General features: G+C 64.5%; 17 protein-coding genes and 3 pseudogenes. 8 read left to right on the top strand and 12 right to left on the bottom strand.

Annotated elements, in window-relative coordinates; genetic code table 11:
• The first annotated feature begins 233 nt into the window (after positions 1–233).
• From AOQ71_RS46590 to AOQ71_RS03520, 3 genes are all read left to right on the top strand, one after another.
• On the top strand, positions 234–371 hold the full coding sequence (locus AOQ71_RS46590; RefSeq protein WP_157083351.1) for a hypothetical protein: 138 nt from the start codon (positions 234–236) through the stop codon (positions 369–371).
• A 722-nt stretch (positions 372–1,093) separates the two neighbouring features.
• A complete protein-coding gene (locus tag AOQ71_RS03525; protein ID WP_057741713.1) occupies positions 1,094–1,282 on the top strand; it encodes a DUF3606 domain-containing protein in 189 nt (62 codons plus the stop codon).
• A 4-nt stretch (positions 1,283–1,286) separates the two neighbouring features.
• Complete coding sequence (locus tag AOQ71_RS03520) at positions 1,287–1,607, top strand: hypothetical protein (protein WP_245316675.1); 321 nt, start codon at positions 1,287–1,289, stop codon at positions 1,605–1,607.
• Positions 1,608–2,009: 402 nt separating this feature from the next.
• Here the strand turns inward: AOQ71_RS03520 and AOQ71_RS03515 are convergent, their stop codons facing one another.
• The gene (locus AOQ71_RS03515; RefSeq protein WP_057741710.1) at positions 2,010–3,437 is read right to left on the bottom strand and encodes a hypothetical protein; all 1,428 of its coding nucleotides are present in this window, start codon (positions 3,435–3,437) and stop codon (positions 2,010–2,012) included.
• A 132-nt stretch (positions 3,438–3,569) separates the two neighbouring features.
• On the bottom strand, positions 3,570–3,836 hold the full coding sequence (locus AOQ71_RS03510; protein ID WP_057741706.1) for a hypothetical protein: 267 nt from the start codon (positions 3,834–3,836) through the stop codon (positions 3,570–3,572).
• 368 nt (positions 3,837–4,204) lie between these two features.
• Here AOQ71_RS03510 and purD point away from each other — a divergent pair, with 368 nt between their 5' ends.
• Together purD and AOQ71_RS03500 are read left to right on the top strand one after the other, a co-directional pair.
• The gene (purD, locus tag AOQ71_RS03505; protein WP_057741701.1) at positions 4,205–5,488 is read left to right on the top strand and encodes a phosphoribosylamine--glycine ligase; all 1,284 of its coding nucleotides are present in this window, start codon (positions 4,205–4,207) and stop codon (positions 5,486–5,488) included.
• Positions 5,489–5,676: 188 nt separating this feature from the next.
• Entirely contained in the window at positions 5,677–6,579 is a 903-nt protein-coding gene (locus tag AOQ71_RS03500; RefSeq protein ID WP_057741989.1) for an alpha/beta fold hydrolase, read from the top strand.
• Positions 6,580–6,684: 105 nt separating this feature from the next.
• Here the strand turns inward: AOQ71_RS03500 and AOQ71_RS03495 are convergent, their stop codons facing one another.
• Complete coding sequence (locus AOQ71_RS03495) at positions 6,685–7,143, bottom strand: nucleoside deaminase (protein ID WP_057741698.1); 459 nt, start codon at positions 7,141–7,143, stop codon at positions 6,685–6,687.
• A 120-nt stretch (positions 7,144–7,263) separates the two neighbouring features.
• Here AOQ71_RS03495 and AOQ71_RS03490 point away from each other — a divergent pair, with 120 nt between their 5' ends.
• A complete protein-coding gene (locus tag AOQ71_RS03490) occupies positions 7,264–9,183 on the top strand; it encodes a pseudouridine synthase (protein ID WP_057741695.1) in 1,920 nt (639 codons plus the stop codon).
• A gap of 1 nt (position 9,184) precedes the next feature.
• Positions 9,185–9,742 carry a 16S rRNA (guanine(966)-N(2))-methyltransferase RsmD gene (gene rsmD / locus AOQ71_RS03485; protein ID WP_057741692.1) on the top strand — a complete coding sequence of 186 codons (558 nt, stop codon included), beginning with the start codon at positions 9,185–9,187 and terminating at the stop codon, positions 9,740–9,742.
• 76 nt (positions 9,743–9,818) lie between these two features.
• On the opposite strand, the gene mutL is transcribed toward rsmD, so the two are convergent.
• On the bottom strand, positions 9,819–11,633 hold the full coding sequence (gene mutL, locus AOQ71_RS03480; RefSeq protein ID WP_057741987.1) for a DNA mismatch repair endonuclease MutL: 1,815 nt from the start codon (positions 11,631–11,633) through the stop codon (positions 9,819–9,821).
• 292 nt (positions 11,634–11,925) lie between these two features.
• Here mutL and AOQ71_RS03475 point away from each other — a divergent pair, with 292 nt between their 5' ends.
• The gene (locus AOQ71_RS03475; RefSeq protein WP_057741688.1) at positions 11,926–12,234 is read left to right on the top strand and encodes a hypothetical protein; all 309 of its coding nucleotides are present in this window, start codon (positions 11,926–11,928) and stop codon (positions 12,232–12,234) included.
• Between the two features lie 57 nt (positions 12,235–12,291).
• Here the strand turns inward: AOQ71_RS03475 and arfB are convergent, their stop codons facing one another.
• The 8 genes and pseudogenes from arfB to AOQ71_RS47110 all read right to left on the bottom strand — a co-directional run.
• A complete protein-coding gene (gene arfB / locus AOQ71_RS03470; RefSeq protein WP_057741683.1) occupies positions 12,292–12,708 on the bottom strand; it encodes an alternative ribosome rescue aminoacyl-tRNA hydrolase ArfB in 417 nt (138 codons plus the stop codon).
• A gap of 119 nt (positions 12,709–12,827) precedes the next feature.
• Positions 12,828–14,201 (bottom strand): M16 family metallopeptidase, encoded by a 1,374-nt coding sequence (locus tag AOQ71_RS03465; RefSeq protein ID WP_057741679.1) that lies wholly within the window; start codon positions 14,199–14,201, stop codon positions 12,828–12,830.
• A complete protein-coding gene (locus tag AOQ71_RS03460; protein ID WP_057741676.1) occupies positions 14,198–15,592 on the bottom strand; it encodes a M16 family metallopeptidase in 1,395 nt (464 codons plus the stop codon). The genes AOQ71_RS03465 and AOQ71_RS03460 overlap by 4 nt, the downstream gene beginning before the upstream one ends.
• Before the next feature lie 193 nt (positions 15,593–15,785).
• Complete coding sequence (locus AOQ71_RS03455) at positions 15,786–16,514, bottom strand: hypothetical protein (protein WP_057741672.1); 729 nt, start codon at positions 16,512–16,514, stop codon at positions 15,786–15,788.
• Between the two features lie 109 nt (positions 16,515–16,623).
• Positions 16,624–17,118, bottom strand: a complete 495-nt coding sequence (gene lspA, locus AOQ71_RS03450; RefSeq protein ID WP_057741983.1) for a signal peptidase II — start codon at positions 17,116–17,118, stop codon at positions 16,624–16,626.
• An 8-nt stretch (positions 17,119–17,126) separates the two neighbouring features.
• Positions 17,127–17,896, bottom strand: a pseudogene (locus AOQ71_RS47115) (class I tRNA ligase family protein); the annotation flags it as partial.
• 1 nt (position 17,897) lies between these two features.
• A pseudogene (gene ileS / locus AOQ71_RS03445) lies at positions 17,898–20,136 on the bottom strand (isoleucine--tRNA ligase); the annotation flags it as partial.
• A 219-nt stretch (positions 20,137–20,355) separates the two neighbouring features.
• Positions 20,356–20,914 (bottom strand): annotated as a pseudogene (locus AOQ71_RS47110) (riboflavin kinase); the annotation flags it as partial.

Here is a 20,914-nt window from a genome sequence, read left to right as displayed (position 1 = left end):
CCATAGCTTGCGCTACGCGCGCCCCGGAATGACGGAATTACGCGAATTACGGATTACCGTGACAGTTGCACTGAACTTCAACAAAGCGCCAGCACCGTCACCCATTCCCATTGTGCCTAGCAGCCGCGGCAGATGCTCTTGATCTTCCTCTCCAGCGCGATGTCGGCGGGATCGCGAGGCGTACCCGCGGCAGGCTTCGTGGCGTTGGGCTCGCCTGTCCCGGATGCGACGGGATGCGCATGCTGCCTGTGGTGTCTGGCCTCGGCAGGCTCATTCAGCGCAAGCGCTGCGATGAAAGCGATGCACAGGGTGCAATTCAGCAACTTTTGCAAATCTTCCCCACGATTCTATCGGCGCGGTTGTTCTCTTGATCGATCTTGTCGTCACTGCCCTTTTCGTCCGTCGTCATCGGCCGGCCGATGCCGCCCGCAGGGGCCGTGGCTTGAGCGTTCGCGGGCGAACCCGATGGGGCTGCCGTACCGGCCGTGTTCGTGCCGGGCGCCGCTCCCGTTGTCAGTCCGTTGCCGCTGCCTGTTGGAAGATTTGCACCTGATTGGGCGGGCGAGGGGCTGTTGAGGCTGCCGCCCGCAACGTTTCCGGTGGTCGATCCACTGCCAGGGTTAGGTGCGTTGACGCCAGGTGCCGTCGTCGCGTTCGCATTTGCACCAGTCCCCGGGGAGCCAGTCCCCGGGGCGCCAGTCCCCGGGGCGACAGTGCCCGCGGCACCGGTCCCGACTGAACCGGATGGAGATGTTGCGGCTGCACCCGCCCTCCCGGCCGAGGAAGCTGCGCCTGCCGCGCCGCCGGCCGAAGATGATGCTCCGCCTGCGCCTCCAGCGCCACCACCACCACCTCCTCCTCCGCCGCCACCCTGAGCGAACGCGGAGCAGGGAATGATAATTGCCATGACGAGCGCGAAACGGGAGGTGTTCATGATGGCACTCCTTTGAGCCATCAAGCGATCCGCCCCCGGTACGTTCCAATTCGCGTCTCGGCGCGAGCAGCGCGTCTCGGATCGCGCCGTCATCAAAGCGAGGAAAGGCTCTCGGAACCGGGCGACTTATTCCTGCGTTGCGCCATGAGGAGGAATGTCATGGCGAAGAAGGCAAAGAAACAAACCGCCCGCGGGCGCGAGCAGGACCGCAGCCGCGTCGCTGGCGGGCAGGACTACGAAGTCCAATACGAGGCCAGGAAATCAGGACGATCGGCCTCGGCCGTCAAGAAGGCGGTCAGAAAAGTCGGCAATACCAGGAAGAAGGTGGAGAAGAGGCTCGGGCGATAGTCCCATGTCGCAGCCCTCGTCACATCAGCGATCGTGGCTGCGTCGCCACATCGAGGGATTGGGGCCTTACCAATCCCTGATACTGCTTCTCATCCCGGCCAGTATCGTCGAGCCCCTGAAGCTCGCTGCCGTCGCGATTGCAGGTGAAGGGCATTGGATCACCGGCACCGCCGTCATCCTGTGCGCCTACGCGGCTAGCCTGTTTCTGGTCGAAAGACTGTTCAGGATCGTCCGCCCGAAACTCCTCACGCTGCCCTGGTTCGCCCGCCTCTGGAATTGGCTGCTCTCCCTGCGGGCGAACGCTGTTGGATGGCTCCGCCGGTGAGATCCGCATTGCCGTGCCCCGCCTCTTGCGGGAGAGGGCAGCCGCAAGGGGCAAAGGGAAGAGCACCCTCGTCGCGTTCGCGCGGCGCGCCTCTCTCAACCGTCATTCCGGGGCGTCGCGAAGCGACGAGCCCGGAATCCATTCATCTACCGACGCTGGAGCCCAATGGATTCCGGGCTCGCGCTACGCGCGCTCCGGAATGACGGGGATTACGGTGACAGTGCACCAAACCGGGGCAACTAATGCTTAGGCTTTGGAATTTTGTGCACTGTCACCGTAATCCCCCGAGTTCGGCGAACGCTTCGTGGTGGATTACGGTGACAGTGCACTAAACTATGTCATCCTGGCTTGGAGTTTAGTGCACTGTCACCGCAATTCTCCATTGTTGTCTCCGATTACGTATTATTCATTTGTGGCTGGGCCGGCTGCATTGTCGACAAGCCATTGCCCCAATGCTTGCGCCTCGTGACGAGGTAAAAGGAACGAAGTCCAACCGAGCCCTACGTGTCGCAAGCGCAGGACAATTCCATCTATCTCGCTGTGCGGCGAAGCGGTGGTACGCCACGCTGGATCAATTACGAGAAGTTCTTGCGATCCTCCACTTTGATCGGGCTCGCTAGGTACAGGCTGATCCAACGCAGCCCGGAACTGGGCGAGGCCCGCAACAATCGTGTCCAGCTCGCTTGCATTGAGTGATGACTCGCCGACCACCTTTCCGTCGTGAACCAACTGGAGCGCGACTTGATTGCGGTCAGTAAGCGTCAACGTTACATTTTGTACGGTCACCGACTTGGGTCCCTTTTGTTCGTTACCAAAATCGAACCTGCGGCTGGTCTTGAAAGCTGTCGCAAGGTTTAGAACAGAGAAAGACAGGTTGTTGCCCCGTCTTGCTATTGCAGCAGCCGGCTGGCCAGATTCGTCTCGGAGTATCGTTATGCTATCTGGCAAACTGGTTGGCATATCCTCGCCGAAAAATATGTCGACGGGCTGTTTCAGTAGCTCACGAGCGGCAGCGAGAAACAAGTTGGGAGCGCCATCTATTCGAATGACGTCGTAATTCCGCTCCTGCCGAACCAGAACTAGTCCGCCCGGCATCTGGCGGTAATAAACCACCATGCCTTCAAGGTCTCCGAATTCGGTGACGGAAAGACCATACCCTCCAGCTTCCGCGGTCCCGTGAGGAACGACCGTTCCTGGAGCAATCTTGTCAAAGATCGGATCAGAAACCCCGTGCGCGTATCCGCACATGTATGCGCCTTCTGGTATTAGAACATATGGAACCGCCCAACCTCCAACGTCTCGTTCGGCTCGCTGCATGAACATTCGCAGCATAGAAATTGTAACGCTGGACACCGCGCTGGGGATTTCGCTTGGTGCTCTGGTTCCAAATAGGAAAGTTTCAAGGGACAGCGGAACTGGATCGGTTTCGGTGGCGTGGCGAATTCCTTGAAATTGCTCAAACGCACTCTGTTCTCCGATATACGCTGCGCTGGTTTCGGAGGCGTGCCCGCGGTCAGAGACTTTGAACAGACGCGCGGTCCCCTCGTCTAGAAACATATAAAGAAAATCGTTGATTGGATTCGCGGCTTGAACAGCTTGCAGTGCCCGCAACGCGTCTTCGCCGCTAGGCATCGCTGCTGCTTCTTCAATTGCTAGGAGACCGTTGTGCGCGTCGTTCCCCGCAAAAGCTACGAGAGAGCGCCGATCCTGCGCCGCAAGGCACTTCACTTGATATTCTCGATCCCTCAAGGTGATAGTACCGCCGGATATCAGCGTGTCCGAAACAATCCAGCCCCTGCCGTTGATTGAGCCTGCGACCACCAACGTCACTTATGTAGCTCTTCGTAAGAGTTTGGCATCGAGCCATTCATCGAGACGGCGATTACGGTGACAGTGCACTAAACTATGTCATCCAATGCTTTGGCTTGAAATTTAGTGCACCGTAATTCGATCTCGTCTAGCTCAGCCGTGGGCCGATCGACGGTCGCTGAGTTGACGATCTACGCCCTTCGCAAACGCCTCTCTGCGCGGCGCAAGTGCCTCTGCTCGTCGGCGCGCGTTGTCACGGCGGCGGATGATGCCGCGAATGGTCTCGCGATTGAGGCCGAATTCCTTTCCGAGGGCCGTCAACGACAGACCAGAGGCGCGTCCTTCGTCGAAGCGGGCGCAAATGCGTTTGTTTCGCTCCGGGACGTGCGGATAGCGCGCTTTGCTTAGATCAATGGTCATGCTTGATCCCTTCTAAAATCGAACCAAATTAGCCGATTCGCTCGCGGGCCCCTCACGGGGCGAATACGGACGAGTTCGAGTCCCGAAATCGGTACACTCATGCGTCAATCCGCCCCGGTCGCTATCAGAGCCGGGCACCGCGCCGACGCATCTGCGGCCAAGACGGAATTTAGATTTTTTCTACTGACCATACACTCCAACGACCGCAGCGTGATATTGCAGCGCAATTTCCGCTGTTGAATTGTGGCAAGGTTAGGAGAGCTTGGCTCGCGTCGGAATGACAGGCGTGATTGGTCTACCCCCCTTGAGCCCCACCCCGATTCGTGCGACCTCCGCCCCAGCAAAACCCCTCATTTTCCGAGCCTTCGATGCACATTCTCCTGCTTGGTTCCGGCGGCCGCGAACATGCCCTGGCGTGGAAGATCGCGGCCTCTCCCCTGGTGACCAAACTCTGGTGCGCGCCCGGCAATGCCGGCATCGCGCGCGAGGCGGAGTGCGTGGCGCTCGATGTCGCCGACCATGCGGCCGTGATCGACTTCTGCAAAAAGAACGCGGTCGAGCTCGTGGTGGTCGGCCCAGAGACGCCGCTGGCGGCCGGCATCGTCGATGATCTCACCGCCGCCGGCATCAAGGCGTTCGGGCCGAGCAAGGCGGCGGCCCAGCTCGAAAGCTCCAAGGGCTTCACCAAGGCGCTGTGCACCGAATTCGGCATTCCGACCGGCGCCTACAAGCGTTTCACCAACGCTGCCGATGCGCTCGCTTACGTGCACAGCCAGGGCGCGCCGATCGTGGTCAAGGCCGACGGCCTTGCCGCCGGCAAGGGCGTGGTCGTCGCCAAGACCGTGCGCGAGGCGGAGGACGCCATCGCCATGATGTTCGAGGGCGCGTTTGGCGAGGCCGGCGCTGAAGTCGTGATCGAGGAATTTCTGGCGGGCCGCGAGATCAGCTTCTTCGCGCTGTGCGACGGCGTAACCGCCATCCCGCTCGCCTCGGCGCAGGACCACAAGCGCGTGTTCGACCATGACGTCGGCCCGAACACCGGCGGCATGGGCGCCTATTCGCCGACGCCTTTGGTCACGCCCGCGATCCACGACGCGATCATGGCGAAAATCATCCTGCCGACGGTCGCGGGCATGAAGCAGCGCGGCACGCCGTTCCGCGGCGTGCTTTACGCCGGCATCATGCTGACGACGCAGGGCCCAAAGCTGTTCGAGTTCAACGTCCGCTTCGGCGATCCCGAGTGCCAGGTGCTGATGCTGCGCATGATGAGCGACATCGTGCCCGCGTTGCTCGCGGCGTGTGACGGCCAGCTGAAGAACTTTGACCTGCGCTGGTATCCGGAGTCGGCACTGACGGTGGTGATGGCGGCAAAAGGCTATCCCGGCGACTACCAGAAGGGCACTGAGATCGAGGGGCTCGATGATGCGGCCAAGGTCGACACCGTCGAGATCTTCCACGCCGGCACCGTCGCCAAGGACGGCGCCATCCTCGCCAATGGCGGCCGCGTGCTCAATGTCTGCGCGCTGGGCGCGACCGTGGCTGAGGCACAGGCGCGCGCCTACCAGGCGGTCGACTTGATCCGCTGGCCGGAGGGCTTTTGCCGCCGCGATATCGGCTGGCAGGCGGTGGAAGCCGAGAAGGCGCGCAGCTAGCCGTCATTCCGGACGGCGCAACGCGCCGATCCGGAATCTCGACGTTTGGCCCCATCTCGACATTGCAGAAATGCGCAATCAGCAGATGGGGTTAGCCGCCCCGCTGATAATACCGCTACTGTGCATGGGGTTGTTTTCGACTTTTGGTGTGTCGGACCCCCGCGACTGACCAGACAAGGATGCAGAAGATGTCCGATCTCGCCGACCTCTATCCCGGCTTCGCCTCCGAATGGACCGACACCTCGTTCGGCCGCATCTTCGCCCGGGTCGGTGGCAAGGGGCCGCCGCTGCTGCTCTTGCACGGCTTCTCCGAGACGCATGTGATGTGGCACCGCGTCGCGCCTGAGTTCGCCGACCGGTTCACGCTGATCATCGCCGACCTGCCGGGCTATGGCTGGTCCGACATGCCCGAGAGCGACGCGCTGCACATGCCGTACAGCAAGCGCGCGATGGCGAAGGCGATGGTCGAGATGATGGAGCGCCTCGGCCACGTCCACTTCGCGCTGGCCGGCCACGACCGCGGCGGCCGCGTCTCGTATCGCCTCGCGCTCGATCATCCCGGCCGGCTGTCGAAGCTCGCCGTGCTCGATATCCTGCCGACCTATAATTACTGGGAGCGCATGAATCGCGCCTACGCGCTGAAGATCTACCACTGGACCTTCCTGGCCCAGCCCGCGCCGCTGCCGGAGACGCTGATCGCAGGACAAGGCGAATTCTTCCTGCGTTTCAAGATGGCGAGCCAGACCAAGTCGAAGAATCTGGATGCGATCGACCCGCGCGCGCTTGCGCACTACATCGCCCCGTTCCGCGATCCCGCCCGCATCCACGCGATGTGCGAGGACTACCGCGCCGGCGCCTATATCGACTACGACCTCGACAAGGCCGATTTCGAAGCCGGCAAGAAGATCACCGTGCCGATGCTGGCGCTGTGGGGTGGCTCTGGCATCGCCCAGGCCGCCGCGACCCCGCTCGATGTCTGGAAGCAATGGGCCACCAATGTCGACGGCATGCCGGTCGACTCCGGCCACTTCCTCACCGAGGAGAACCCCGACGTGACCGCGCAGGCGCTGCGTACGTTCTTCTCGGCGTGAGCCACACCGTCATTGCGAGGAGCCCTTGCGACGAAGCAATCCAGCCTGTCTCCGCGGAAAGACCCTGGATTGCTTCGCTGCGCTCGCAATGACGGGGAGAGACCCCTACCGCCGCTCGCGAAAGAACTCCTTGAGCAGCCGCGCCGCCTCGCTCTCGCCGACCCCGGAATAGACGTCCGGGGCATGGTGGCAGGTCGGGGAGGCAAAGAACCGCACGCCTGACTCCACCGCGCCGCCCTTGGGGTCGGCCGCGCCGTAATAGAGCCGGCGGACCCTTGCAAAGGAGATCGCGCCCGCACACATGGTGCAGGGCTCCAGCGTCACGTAGAGGTCGCAGTCGATCAGCCGCTCGCTGCCGATCTTCTTCGCCGCCTCGCGCAGCGCTATGATCTCGGCGTGGCCGGTGGGGTCGTAATCGGTCAGCGTCCGGTTGGCGGCGGTGGCGATGACCTCGTAATTCCGGACCACCACGCACCCGATCGGAACTTCGCCCGCCTTTCCGGCATTTTCGGCCGTTTTGAGCGCCAAATCCATGAAGGAGGGGGCTTTCAAGCCTCGTATCATCCGAAGAAACCTGCTAGTAGCTGCGCCTTCAGCAGAAGTGCATTACCTGATTTGCCTGAGCATGCGGCTCGAAACGAGCGCGCGCAATGCGTCTGGCCACCCCCGTAAGTGAGATTATTCATGCCTCGCGACAGCGACAAAGACAACGATTCCCGCGGCCGGCGAGGCCCGCCCAAAGGCGGCCGCAGCGGCAAGCCCCGTGGCCCCGAGAAGAAATTCGCCAAGCGCGGCTTTGAAGGCAAAAGCGATCGCGACAGCCGCCCGCCCCGCGGCGACCGCGACAGCCGCCCCTTCCGCCGCCGCGAGGAGGGCGACGCCCCGCGCCGCGATTTTTCCGACCGTCCCCGCTTCAGGCGCGACGATCGCAGCAGCGAGGCACGCGGCGAGCGCAGCTTCAAGCCGCGTGGCGACCGCCCCTTCTCCGATCGTGGATCGCGCGATGGCGAGAAGCGCTCCTTCAAGCCGCGCGGAGATCGTCCGTCCTATGGCCGCGACGACCGTCCGCCGCGCAGCCGCGATCGCGACGATGCGCGTCCCGCCGGTCGCTTCGGCGACAAGAAGTTCGGCGACAAGCGCCCGCGCGGGGACCGTCCGGAACGCAAGTTCGACAGCGAGCGGAAGTTTTCGCGCGACCGCGGCGAGCGCAGCGATTCAAAGCCGTGGCAGAAGCGCGACGATCGTCCGCATGGCGACCGTCCGCGCAAGAGCTTCGACAGGGATTTCGGCGGCCGCGATCGCAGCGAGGAAAAACCCTGGCGTCAGCGCGACGATCGTCGCGACAGCGGCCGCGGCGAGGACCGTCCGCGCTTCTCGCGCTCGCGCGACGATCGTGGGTCGGGTGACCGTCCGTTCCGAGAGCGTCCGAAATTCGATCGTCCGCGCGAGCGGCCGGAAGGCCGCATGGACTGGCAGGAGCATCCGCGCAGCGAAAACCGCTTCCGCGACCGTCCGCGCCGCGACAACGAGGACGACGGCCGCATCTTCGAGAAGCGTCCGGCCTTCGGCGGCCGCGGCGCCTATCGCGAGCGCGAGCGTGATTTCGAGGGGCGTCCGCGCCGCGAAGAGGCGCCGAAGCCCAAGAAGGCCGGCGAGCGCATCGCCAAGGCGCTGGCACGTGCGGGTCTCGCCTCGCGCCGCGATGCGGAGGAGATGGTCACGCAGGGACGCGTCACCGTCAACGGCCGCGTCATCAACTCGCCGGCGCTCGACATCACCAAGAACGACGTCGTTCTGGTCGATGGCAAGCCGTTGCCGGAGCGCGAGCGCACGCGGCTGTTCCTCTATCACAAGCCGCGCGGGCTGATGACGACGCATGACGACCCCGAGGGCCGTCCGACCGTGTTCGACAATCTGCCCGAAGGGTTGCCGCGCCTGATCTCGGTCGGCCGCCTCGATTTCAACACCGAGGGCCTGCTGCTGCTCACCAATGATGGTGGTCTCGCGCGCACGCTCGAGCTGCCCGACACCGGCTGGCTGCGGCGCTACCGCGTTCGCGCCCATGGCGACATCACCCAGGCGCAGCTCGACCAGCTCAAGAACGGCATCGAGGTCGACGGCGTGAAATACGGTCCGATCGAGGCGACGCTGGAGCGCGACCAGGGCGCCAATGTCTGGCTGGTGTTCGCGATCCGCGAAGGCAAGAACCGCGAGGTGCGCAATGTCTGCGCCCATCTCGGGCTCGAGGTGAACCGTCTGATCCGCGTGTCCTACGGCCCGTTCCAGCTCGGCGAAGTGCCGGAGGGCCAGGTCGAGGAAGTCCGCGCGCGCGTATTGCGCGAGCAGCTCGGCGACAAGGTGATCGAGAAGTCGGGGGCGCAGTTCGACGTACCGAAGAAACCTGCCGAGGGTGATGCATCCGGCCCCAAGACGTCCAAGCGCGCCGTGATCGCCGACCGCAAGGGCCGCCGCGTGCTGGTGCAGCGCACCGGCAGCGAGGAGGCGCGCGAGCGCAACGAGGAAGAGGCGAGCGGCTACGGCCCGCCGCGCCGTCCCAAGCGCGGCTATCACGGCAAGCGCGATCTGACGCCGCGGGAGGACTAGCTTGCGTGTCGTCGGCGGTCGCTTGAAGGGGCGCAATCTCGCTTCACCGTCTTCGCGCGACATCCGTCCCACGGCGGATCGCTTGCGCGAGTCCGTGTTCAACATCCTCGTGCACGCCTACGATGATCCGGTCTCGGACGCGCGCGTGCTTGACCTCTTCGCCGGCACCGGAGCGCTCGGCATCGAGGCGTCCTCGCGCGGTGCGAAGTTCACGCTGTTCGTGGACAATGGCGCGGAGGCGCGGGCGCTGCTGCGCAACAACGTCGAGTCGCTCGGCCTTGGTGGTGTCACCAAAGTCTATCGCCGCGATGCGACCGACCTCGGCCCCGCGCATCCCGTAGAGCCGTTTTCGCTGGTGTTTCTCGACCCGCCCTACGGCAAGGGTTTTGCGGAGAAGGCACTCGCGAGCTTGCGCGATGGCGGCTGGCTGACGCCTGGCGCGCTGCTGGTGGTGGAGGAGGCGAAGGCCGCGCAGTTTACGACGCCGGAGGGTTTTGAAGAGCTGGAGCGGCGGGCGTATGACGACACGGAGTTCGTGTTTCTGGGTAGGGCGGATTAGCGCAGCGTAATCCGCCATCGTCTCAACGGACGTAAAAGCGGTGGGTTACGCTACGCTAACCCACCCTACGGCACCGTCACCTTCGCCCGAACAGCTTCTCCACATCTGCAAGCTTCAGCTCCACGTATGTCGGCCGGCCGTGGTTGCACTGGCCGGAGTTCGGCGTCTCCTCCATCTCGCGGAGCAGGGCGTTCATCTCCTCGGGCCGCAGTCTGCGGCCGGCGCGGACCGAGCCGTGGCAGGCCATGGTGGCGGCGACATGCATCAGGCGGCGTTCGAGCGGCAGCGCCTCGTCCCACTCGGCCATGTGCTCGGAGAGATCGCGCAAGAGGCCGCCCGCATTGGTCTTGCCGAGCAGCGAGGGCGTCTCGCGCACCGCGACCGCGCCGGGGCCGAAGGATTCAATCGCGAGACCAAAGGAAGCAAGCTCCTCGCTGCGTTCGAGCAGCCGCTCGACCGTGGCCTCGTCCATCTCGACGATTTCGGGGATCAACAGGATCTGCCTCTGCACGCCGCTCTCGGCGAGTGACGCCTTGAGGCGCTCATAGACGATCCGCTCATGCGCGGCGTGCTGGTCCACGATGATCAGACCGTCGCGGGTCTGCGACACGATGTATGTCTCATGCAGCTGCGTGCGCGCCGCGCCGAGCGGGCGGTCGACGAGATCGGCGACAGGCTGCGCGTCGAACCGCACATCAGCGCTCGGCGCACCGACATCGAACGCAGCCTGCGCGCGCTCGGCGAAAGCGGGCGCGGCGGAGCCGTCGAATGTCGGCATCGAAGCAACCGGTGCAGACGGCGAAGCTCGCCAGTCCCAGCTTGCCGGTCGTGGCGGCGTGAAGGCGGGACGGAACGAGGACAAGGCGCTCTCGCCGCTATTGGCCGCGGTGCGGCGTCCTTCGCGCGCGAGACCTTCCTTCAGTCCGTGCACGATCAGCGCACGCACGAGGCCGGCATTGCGGAAGCGCACCTCGGACTTGGCCGGATGCACATTGGCGTCGACCTCGCGCGGGTCGAGCGTCACGAACAGCGCCAGCACCGGATGGCGGTCGCGCGGCAGATAATCGGCATAGGCGCCGCGCACCGCCCCCAGGATCAGCTTGTCGCGCACCGGCCGGCCGTTGACGAACAGATATTGCCCGAGCGCATTGGCCTTGGTCAGCGCGGGGGCCGCGGCATAGCCGGCGACGACGACACCGTCGCGCTCGGCATGGACCTCGAAGGCATGGCTGCGGAACTCAGCGCCCAGGATGTCGCCAAGCCGCGTCAGCCGTCCGGCCGCGCCGGGCAGTGCGGCGGCCCAGGTGACAGGCGCGCGCTCTTCGCCCGCGAGGCTGAAGGCGACGTCAGGCCGTGCCATAGCGAGGCGTCGCACCACCTCGCGGATCGCTTCGGCTTCGGTGCGATCGGTCTTCAGGAATTTCAGCCGCGCCGGCGTCGCGTAGAAGAGGTCGTTGACCTCGACGCGGGTGCCGTGCGCGAGCGCGGCCGGCATGATCTCGGACTTCTCGCCGCCCTCGACAGTGAGCGCCCAGGCATGCGGCTCGCTGGCATGCCGCGTCGTGATCGAGAGCCGCGCCACCGAGCCGATCGAAGGCAGTGCCTCGCCACGGAACCCGAGCGTGCGGATCTGGAGCAGATCCTCGTCGTCGAGCTTGGAGGTCGCATGGCGCTCGACCGCGAGCGCGAGGTCCTTCGCGGTCATGCCGCTGCCGTCGTCGGTAATGCCGATCCGCCGTCGGCCGCCGCCATCGGTGAAGACGTCGATCCGGCTCGCGCCGGCATCGATGGCGTTCTCGACGAGCTCCTTGACCACGCTCGCCGGGCGCTCGACCACCTCGCCGGCGGCGATGCGGTTGACGACCTGTTCTGGAAGCTGGCGGACGGGCATGGATTCGCTCAATGACGGCGCAGTTTATCCCCGCCGGAACGCAAATGCATGGGATAAGTCCCGCTACCCACATATCAGATCTGGATTTTCCGCACGCGCGTGTTCCTTGCCGCCGCATATGAGGAGCACGATTCCGCGAAAGTGCCGCGAAATTCCTAAACGATGACCACACGGTCGGGATTGCATCGCGAACGCGCCGTTCAGCTCTTTGCGCGATGGGGCGGTCCGGTCCAGACGAACGGCGTGGGGAACGGCCGAACCGCTCATCGCGAATAAAATCCAGGAGACATGGATGAAGTTGGTGAAGACCTCAGTGATCGCTTGCGCACTTTCCGCTCTGCTTGCGGGCCCCGTCCTTGCGCAAGGAATGTCATCTGACAGCAAGTTGCGAGGCGGCGCGCAAGGCAAGACGACGCACGGCGGCGTCGCAGGCAACAGCGAGGAGGAGCTGGAAGCACAGTCGGGCGGTGCGAGCCAAACAGGCATGAAGCCGGCCAGGAGCACCAAGAGCACGGTCGGGACGACAGGAAGTGCCGCGCACAAGAGCGCAACCGACGGCTCGGCTGCGGGCGGGGCAACCACCAACGGCAAGCGCTACTGACGCGCGAGATCTGAGTGAACGGACCTCCGGTCGCGTGTCGGCCGGAGGTTTTTTCGATCAATCGTCGAAGCGGCCGCCGCGGCCGGCCTTGACGTCGCTGCGGCGCTTCTTGCCGTCGAGGCGCCGCTGCTTGGAAGCAAAGGTCGGTCGCGTCGCGCGGCGCGGCGTCGGCCGGACCATGGCCTCGGTGAGGATCTCGACGAGCCGGTCGATGGCGTCCTGCCGGTTACGCTCCTGGGTGCGAAAGCGCTGGGCGTGAATGACGATCACGCCGTCCTTGGTCATGCGCTGGCCGGCGATGCGGGCGAGCCGGATCATCGCATCCTCCGGGATGGTCAGCTTGCGCGTGTCGTAGCGCAGTTGTGCCGAGGTCGAGACCTTGTTGACGTTCTGCCCGCCCGGGCCGGAGGCGCGGACAAAGCCGATCTCGATGTCGTCCTCGTCGATGACGAGATCGCGGGATATCCGCAGCATGATGGCACCATTCGTGATGCCCCGACATATCGCGGAACGTCCATGTTCGGCAATGGCGGGATGGCGGAAACGCAAATGGCCGGGGCGAGCCCCGGCCATTCAGGAAACGTCAGCGGACGTCAGTTCGACTTCGTCGCCGGTGCCGCCGCCGGCTGCGCAGCAGCCTGCGGTGCGCGGCCGACGATGACCGTCAGGAGCCCCTGGCTCCACAGCCGCTTGGCTGCGGCCTTGGCATCGTCCAGGGTCACGGCATCGACGATGGCGTTGCGCTTCTCGATATAATCGATCGGCAGCTTGTCCTGCTGATATTGCAGCAGCGCCTGCGCGAGCTTTGAGGAGGTGTCGAGCACCAGCATCTGCGAGCCCTTGAGGTAGGACTTGGCCTCGTCAAGCTCCTTCTGGGTCGGACCCTCGTCGGCGATACGGCGGACCTCTTTCTCGATGGCAGCCATGGTGTCGCCGGCACGGTCGGCCCGGGTGCCGGTGTTACCGATGAAGATTCCCGAATGTTCCATCCACAGCAGCGATTCGAACACTGAATAAGCCAGTCCGCGCTTCTCGCGGACTTCGCGATAAAGCCGCGAGGACAGGCCGCCGCCACCGAGGATATGGTTGACGACATAGGCCGCCATGAAATTCGGATCGTTGCGCATCACGCCGGGGCCGCCGAAGGTGATCACGGTCTGCGGCACGTCTAGCGGCACGAAGGCGCGCTGCGGTGGCTTTGCAGCCTCGACGTCGGGAACCGGCGTCAGAGTGGCTTTGGCAGGCAAACTGCCAAACGTGTGGTCGAGCAGTTTGCCTAAGGTCGCCGGATCGACGTCGCCGACCACGGCGATCTTCAGCGTGTCTCGGGCGAGGATGCGGCCGACATAATCCTTCATGTCCGCGACCGTGATGGTCGGCACGCTCTCCAGCGTGCCGTTGGTCTGTCGTCCATAGGGATGATCGCCGAAGGTCATCTCCAGGAATTTGCGGCTCGCGAGCGAGCTCGGGTTGGTGGTGTCGCGGCGCAGGCCCGAGACGACCTGCGAGCGGACGCGCTCGACATCGGCCGTATCGAAATGCGGCGAGGTCAGCGCGGACCGGAGCAGGTCGAAGGCTTCGTCCTTGTTGTCGCGCAGCATGCGCAGGCTGCCGCGGAAGGTATCGCGGGTGGCGCTGAACGAGAGCTCGATGGCGCGGCGGTCGAGCCGCTCATGGAAGGTCTTGGAATCGAGATCGCCCGAGCCTTCGTCGAGCAGGTCGCCGACCAGATTGGCGACGCCGGGCTTGTCCTTGGGATCCTGCGCCGAGCCGCCGGCAAAGGAATATTCCATGGCAATCAGCGGCACGGTCGCGTCCTGGACGAACCATGCTTCGATGCCGCCCGGCGACACCAGGTGCTGGATCTTTGCTGCCGCCTGCGACGGCGAGACCGCGGCGAGCGCGAGTGCAGCGCCGGTGACGAAGGAAAGCGCGACCTGGCGCGCGCGAAGGATAGGATAGGTCACGAACGCTTCTCCTCGCGCTTGGCAGCGGTGCTGGTGTCCTTGATCAGATAGCCGGTCACCGAGCGATTCTTCTCGATCCATTTTTGCGCGGCCTCACGGACCTGCTCGGCGGTGACGGCGCGGATGCGGTCGGGCCAGCTTCGGATATCCTCGATCGACAGGCCCGTGGTCAGTGCGCCGCCATACCAGCGCGCCAACACCGCCTGGTTGTCCTGGGCGTAGATCGCTTCCGCAATGAGCTGGGTCTTGACCCGCTCGAGATCCTCGGCGCGGATCGGGTTTTGCGCAACGTCGGCGATCACGCGGTCGATCGCCTGCTCGACTTCGGTGAAGCTGACACCTGATTTCGGCGAGGCCGAGATCGCGAACTGGGTCGGATCGAGCGAGATGCTGGAATAGCTGGCGCTGGCCGAGACTGCGAGCGGCTTGTCGACGACGAGCGCGCGGTAGAGATAGGAGTTGCTGCCGCCGCCCATCAACTGTGCGAGCACGTCGAGCGCAGCGCTTTCGCCAGCCGCGGCCGTCGTCGCCGAGGGCACCAGATAATAGCGGCGCAGGCTCGGCTGCTCGACGCGCGGGTCGGACAAGGTGACGGTGCGCGGCGCCGCAGGCTCCGGCTCCTGCGGACGAATGCGACGGGCAGGGATCGACGGTTGCGACGGGATCGGACCGAAATTGCGCTCGACCAGCGGGCGCACATCGGCGGCCTCGACATCGCCGGCGATGACCAGGATCGCATTGTTCGGCGCGTAGAACCGGCGATAGAAGGCCAGCGCGTCCTCGCGATTGAGCTTCTCGATCTCCTGGTGCCAGCCGATCACCGGACGGCCGTAGGGATGGTTGAGATAGAGCGCCGCCATGATCTGTTCATTGAGGCGCGCGTCGGGGCTGTTGGCAACGCGCATGTTGTACTCTTCGAGCACGACATCGCGCTCGGGCAGCACGTTCTCGTCCTTGAGCACCAGCCCGGTCATGCGATCGGCCTCGAACTCCATCATGGTCGGGAGCTGCTCCTTCGGCACGCGCTGGTAGTAGTTGGTGTAATCCACCGAGGTCGAGGCGTTCTCGTTGCCGCCGACGCGGAGCACGGTTTGAGAAAACTCGCCGACGGGATGCTTCGACGTGCCCTTGAACATCAAATGTTCGAGGAAGTGGGCGAGACCGGATTTGCCGGGCGTCTCGTCGGCCGAGCCGACCTTGTACCAGATCATCTCGGTGACCACGGGCGTGCGGTGATCCGGGATCACCACGACCTGAAGGCCGTTGGGAAGCGTGAAGCTCGCGGGCGGTGCCGAGGTGACCGTCGTCTGGGCGAATGCGCTGCCGACGTCGAGGGCAGATGTCGAGAGCAGCGCGGCGAAGAGGCAGGCAATCGATCGGTGTGAGGACATCACGATCCTTGTGAAAGCCCGGACGATGATGTCCGGGCGTGAAAGCGCGGCATGCTACACCGCGCGGCTTTGGGCTTCGGGTCACGAAGCAGAGAACGCGGTCGAGCTGTACTTAAAAATAGGTCATCTGCCGCACCCGGCCTACACCGGACGATTGCGGCATGTGCGCGCCTGCGGGCGACGGACAAGGAGCTTACTGCTCCTTCTCCTTACCCGATCGGACGTCGAAATAGGTCTTCCGCGTCGTATCCTCTCCGGAGCCATAGGCGTAGCTCGGCGAGGGGGTCTGATATCCGGGCGGCGGCTCCACCAGCGATTGGCGCGGCGGCTCGCTCGTAAACTGCTTGGATTCGGGCCCGCTGCCCTTGAACAGTTTCCACAGACCGCCGGTGTAACCCATCTCGGCCGGGCTCATCGTCGGGCTGTTGGGGTTGCTGCCCGGCGGGGGCGGCTCATTGTTGGCCTGCTGGGGGCCCGATTTGTGGGCGTTCAACTCGGCGGGCGACAGCGGCTGGCCAATTTTCCAGAACTCGTTTGCCTTGGTGCCGCTCACCTTCTTCCGCTGGGCGATGGCCTCCTGGCGACGCTTCTCGTCGGGATCCTTCGGCCAGTTCGGCGCATTCTTGGCTTCCGTGCCGGCGGGCGGCGGCAGGTCCAGCTTGGGCGGAACCACCAGCGGTGACCGCTCACGGTACTCGATGCCCTTTTTCTCCATGCTCTTGGCGCCGAGGCCCGACATCAGATTGTCGATGAGCTTCTCTTCGAAGGTCATGTCGTCGTCATCATCGTCGTCGCCGGCGCGGACCGGGCCCGCCGCCATGACAAGACCGATGCCGAATGCGACAGCCGACAATTTCAGCGCCAGCCAAAGGCCCCGTCGGGAGTCTCGACCCATCGAACCGCCGGTCTCGAAGCTGCGCATACCTGTACCTGTTCCATATTGTGGCAGTCTGATTGTAGCAATCTTGCCGCGTCCCGCGCGGCCACGCCTCGCCAAGCAAGGTTCCGCCTCCGGCCCGTATCGGCCGGGATCAGGGCGCTTTTGCGGCGGGTACCCCAAGGAAGGAATCATACAATAGGGCCGCCACCCCAGCAACGATGGCCACGTCAGCGAGGTTGAAGACGTACCAATTGTAGGTACTTCCGCCGATTTCGATGTGGAAAAGGGCGAAATCGACCACTGCGCCATAGGCAAAACGGTCGATGCCATTGCCAATGGCGCCGCCGATGATCAGTCCCAGCGCGACGGTGGCGAGCCGGGTCTGCGACCGCGCCATCCAGATCGCGAGCGCAATCACCGCGAGGACCTTCACCGCCATCAGCGCGATCTGCGCCGACTGGCTGTCGTTCTGCAGCCAGCCGAAGCTGATCCCGATGTTCCAGGCCAGCACCAGGTCGAAGAACGGCGTCACCTTCACGACGCCCTTGCGGGCGAGGTCGAACCCGTTCAGCAGCCAGAGCTTCGAGGCCTGATCGGCCACGAGTGTCACCACGGCCGCGATGATGCCGGCGCGGAGCGGGGTCATCGACCGGATCAAAAGCTCGCGCCCAACGCCTTCCATTCGCGCAGCGCCTTGGCGTCGCGCGGGGTGACGTCGGGATATTCGGCGTCCTCGCCGACCGTGGGCGAGATCTTCCAGGAGCGGGCGCATTTGGTGCCGACGGCCTTCTCGACCACGACCGCGACGCCGGGCACCGCATCGAGACGGAACGCATTGGCCGGCGCCTCGCCCTCGCGCACCTCGTAATTCGAGGTGATGCAGATCTCGGCGAGATCGGTGTCGAACAATGTCGCCAGCATGTCGCGGTCGGCGACATAGATCACAGGCGAGGCCTCCAGCGAGGAGCCGATGTTCTTGGCGGCGCGTTCGAGCTCGAGCGCGCCGGTGACGACGCGGCGAATGTCGCGGATCGTCTCCCACTTCGCGGCGAGCTTGTCGTCGCGCAGCTTTTCCAGGCCTTCCGGGAACAGCGTCAGATGCACCGACGGTTCGGCATCCGGCCGGTACATGCGCCAAGCCTCTTCCGCGGTGAAGCTCAGGATCGGCGCCAGCCATTTCAGGATCGAATCGCACAGCAGGTCGATCGTGGTCAGCGCCGCCTTGCGCGTCAGCGAGGACGGCGGATCGCAATACAGCGTGTCCTTGCGGATATCGAAATAGAACGCCGACAGCTCGCTGTTCATGAAGGCGGACAAGGTCGCGACCACGCTCTTGTAGTCGAATGTCTCATAGGCCTTGCGAACCAATTCTGCGCGGAGCGCGAGCTCGTGCAGCATCAGCCGCTCGAGCTCCGGCATATCGGNCGGGCGCGACGGCGTCGGCGGGCTTGTAGTGATGCAGCGTGCCGAGCATCCAGCGCACGGTGTTGCGCAGCTTGCGGTAGGTCTCGACCGTGTTCTTCAGGATCTCAGGGCCAATGCGCTGATCGTCGGTGTAGTCGCAGGACGCGACCCAGAGCCGCAGGATGTCGGCGCCGGATTCCTTGATGACGGCCTGCGGCTCGATGGTGTTGCCGAGCGACTTCGACATCTTGCGGCCGTCCTCGGCCTGGGTGAAGCCGTGGGTCAGCACGATATCGTAGGGCGCGCGACCGCGTGTGCCGCAGCTCTCCAGCAGCGAGGAGTGGAACCAGCCGCGATGCTGGTCCGAGCCTTCCAGATACATCACGGTGTCAGCGCCGCCGTCGACCTTGCGCTTGATGCCTGATAGCCCGGGGAAGTGCACGGGGTCTTCCAGCACGAAGGCGTGGGTCGAGCCGGAATCGAACCAGACGTCGAGGATGTCGTCGACTTTCTGCCAATCCTCGTGGGCACGCGGTCCGAGGAATCGCTCGCGCGCCCCCGTCGCGTACCAGGCGTCGGCGCCTTCCTGTTCGAAGGCATCGCCAATGCGGGTGTTGACCGCCTCGTCCTGGAGGATCTCGGCGGAGCCGTCGCCCTTCTCGCGGACGAACACGGCAATCGGCACACCCCAGGCGCGCTGACGCGAGATCACCCAGTCGGGGCGTGCCTCGATCATACCGTTGATGCGGTTCTCGCCGGAGGGCGGCACCCATTGCGTCACCGAGATCGCGTGCAGCGCACGGGCGCGCAGGGTGTCGCCGGGCTTGGTCTTGCCGTCAACCGCGATATCCTTGTCCATCGCGATGAACCATTGCGGCGTGTTGCGGAAGATCACCGGCTTCTTCGAGCGCCAGGAATGCGGATATTGGTGCTTGAGCCGGCCGCGCGCGAGCAGCTTGCCGCCCTCGATCAGCGCCTTGATCACGGCCTCGTTGGCGTCGCCTTTCTCGCCCTTGTCGTTGATGACCCGCTTGCCGGTGAAGCCCGGCGCCTGAACGGTATAGGCGCCGTTCTCGTCGACAGTGTAGGGGATCGCACTGTTGATGCCGCGGGCATCGAGCTCACGGGTATTCGCCATCCAGACGTCGAAGTCCTCGCGGCCGTGGCTCGGCGCGGTGTGCACGAAGCCGGTGCCGGTGTCGTCGGTGACGTGGTCGCCGGCGAGCAGAGGCACGGTGAATTCATAGCCGCCGGCGAGCCCCTTGAGCGGATGGGCGCATTCGATCGCGTCCATGGTGTCGCCGGGGATATCGCGGACCTTCTCGAAAGCGGTCACGCGCGCCTGCTTGAACACTTCTGCGGCGAGGGCGTCAGCCAGGACCAGGAGATCGCCGCTCTTGGCCCAATTGTCCGCAGGCGCATGCGTCACCTTGTAGAGGCCATAGGCGATCTTCGGCGAGAACGAGATGGCGCGGTTGCCGGGCAAGGTCCAGGGCGTGGTGGTCCAGATCACGACACTGGCCGATGCCAGGGCGCCATGCGCCGGCGAGGTCACCGGGAATTTCACCCAGACCATGTCGCTCGTGTAGTCCTCGTACTCGACCTCGGCCTCGGCGAGCGCCGTCTTCTCGACCACGCTCCACATCACCGGCTTGGAGCCGCGATAGAGCGTGCCGTTGGCGGCGAACTTCATCAGCTCGCGCGCGATCTGGGCTTCGGCCGGATAGTTCATGGTGGCGTAGGGATGGGCCCAGTCGCCGATCACGCCGAGACGCTTGAACTCCTCGCGCTGCACGTTGAGCCAGTGCGTTGCATACGCGCGGCACTCTTTCCGGAAATCGATCATCGCGGCACTGTCGCGGAAGTCGGGCTTCTGCTTGCCTTTCTTGCGATAGTTCTCCTCTTCGACCTTCCACTCGATCGGCAGGCCGTGGCAGTCCCAGCCGGGCACGTAGTTGGAATCGAAGCCGAGCATCTGCTGGCTCTTGGTGACGAGATCCTTGAGGATCTTGTTCAGCGCCGTGCCGATGTGGATGTTGCCGTTGGCATAGGGCGGGCCGTCATGCAGCACGAACTTGTCGCGGCCCTTCGCGGTCTCGCGCAGCTTCTCGTAGAGGCCGATCTCGTACCAGCGCTTGAGGATCTCCGGCTCGCGCTGCGGCAGGCCGGCGCGCATCGGGAATTCGGTCTGCGGCAGGAACAGGGTCTTGGAATAGTCCTTGGCTTCGGACTTTGCGGACTTTTGCGGCTTTTCGGACATGAGGCTGACTGGCTCGGAATGGCGCGGGAACGGATGGCGATGCGGAATCGCGGGGTGAAACGACAAGATCCCGGTCTTGCGCCGAGCCTTGAGGCTCAGGCGGAAGCCGGGCTGCTAATCCCTATGATGCGCCGCGCAAACATGGGCTCTCCATAGCAGGGGGCCAAGGGAAGCGCAAAAGGTAGAAGCGCAAAGGTCCGGCGGGCCCGGTTTGGGCCCTCAATCGACGGTCCCGAGCCGTGGAAATGCGTCCGGGGCGGCCGCCAGCATGGCGCGGGCCCGAGCGGAATCCTCGTCCATCTGGCGGATCAGGGCGTCGATATCGCCAAATTTCAGCTCCTCGCGGATGAAGCCGACAAAGGCGCAGTCCAGCGCCTGCCCGTAAAGGTCGCCGTTGAAGTCGAACAGGAAGATTTCCAGCAGCGGGGCGCCATTATCGAAGGTCGGGCGGCGGCCGAAGCTCGCCACCCCGTCCAGCCGCTCGGATCCCCGGCCGACCCGTACGGCGTAGATGCCGTGTTTCAGGCCGCAATTGGCATCGAGCCGGATGTTGGCGGTGGGATAGCCGAGGTCGCGGCCGCGCTTTTCGCCATGGATGACCTCGCCGGTGATGAACCAGGGCGCGCCCAGCATGGTGGTGGCCTCGTCGATGAGCCCCTCGGCGAGTGCGATCCGGATGGCGCTGGAGGAAACCGGCCGCTCGTCGATATCGACATGCGGCTGCACGTCGACCTCGATGCCGAGGCGGGGCGCCTCGTTGACCAAAAGGCTCGGCGAG

Source organism: Bradyrhizobium manausense, from assembly GCF_001440035.1.
Taxonomy (GTDB): Bacteria; Pseudomonadota; Alphaproteobacteria; order Rhizobiales; family Xanthobacteraceae; genus Bradyrhizobium; species Bradyrhizobium manausense.
This window is presented reverse-complemented; position numbering and strand designations above follow the sequence as displayed.

Bases quoted from the DNA above. Each gene is read 5' to 3' on its own strand.
- AOQ71_RS46590 (WP_157083351.1), top strand. From the start codon at position 234: ATGCGCATGCTGCCTGTGGTGTCTGGCCTCGGCAGGCTCATTCAGCGC.
- AOQ71_RS03525 (WP_057741713.1), top strand. From the start codon at position 1,094: ATGGCGAAGAAGGCAAAGAAACAAACCGCCCGCGGGCGCGAGCAGGAC.
- AOQ71_RS03520 (WP_245316675.1), top strand. From the start codon at position 1,287: ATGTCGCAGCCCTCGTCACATCAGCGATCGTGGCTGCGTCGCCACATC.
- AOQ71_RS03510 (WP_057741706.1), bottom strand. From the start codon at position 3,836: ATGACCATTGATCTAAGCAAAGCGCGCTATCCGCACGTCCCGGAGCGA.
- purD (WP_057741701.1), top strand. From the start codon at position 4,205: ATGCACATTCTCCTGCTTGGTTCCGGCGGCCGCGAACATGCCCTGGCG.
- AOQ71_RS03500 (WP_057741989.1), top strand. From the start codon at position 5,677: ATGTCCGATCTCGCCGACCTCTATCCCGGCTTCGCCTCCGAATGGACC.
- AOQ71_RS03495 (WP_057741698.1), bottom strand. From the start codon at position 7,143: ATGATACGAGGCTTGAAAGCCCCCTCCTTCATGGATTTGGCGCTCAAA.
- AOQ71_RS03490 (WP_057741695.1), top strand. From the start codon at position 7,264: ATGCCTCGCGACAGCGACAAAGACAACGATTCCCGCGGCCGGCGAGGC.
- mutL (WP_057741987.1), bottom strand. From the start codon at position 11,633: ATGCCCGTCCGCCAGCTTCCAGAACAGGTCGTCAACCGCATCGCCGCC.
- AOQ71_RS03475 (WP_057741688.1), top strand. From the start codon at position 11,926: ATGAAGTTGGTGAAGACCTCAGTGATCGCTTGCGCACTTTCCGCTCTG.
- arfB (WP_057741683.1), bottom strand. From the start codon at position 12,708: ATGCTGCGGATATCCCGCGATCTCGTCATCGACGAGGACGACATCGAG.
- AOQ71_RS03460 (WP_057741676.1), bottom strand. From the start codon at position 15,592: ATGTCCTCACACCGATCGATTGCCTGCCTCTTCGCCGCGCTGCTCTCG.
- AOQ71_RS03455 (WP_057741672.1), bottom strand. From the start codon at position 16,514: ATGCGCAGCTTCGAGACCGGCGGTTCGATGGGTCGAGACTCCCGACGG.
- lspA (WP_057741983.1), bottom strand. From the start codon at position 17,118: ATGACCCCGCTCCGCGCCGGCATCATCGCGGCCGTGGTGACACTCGTG.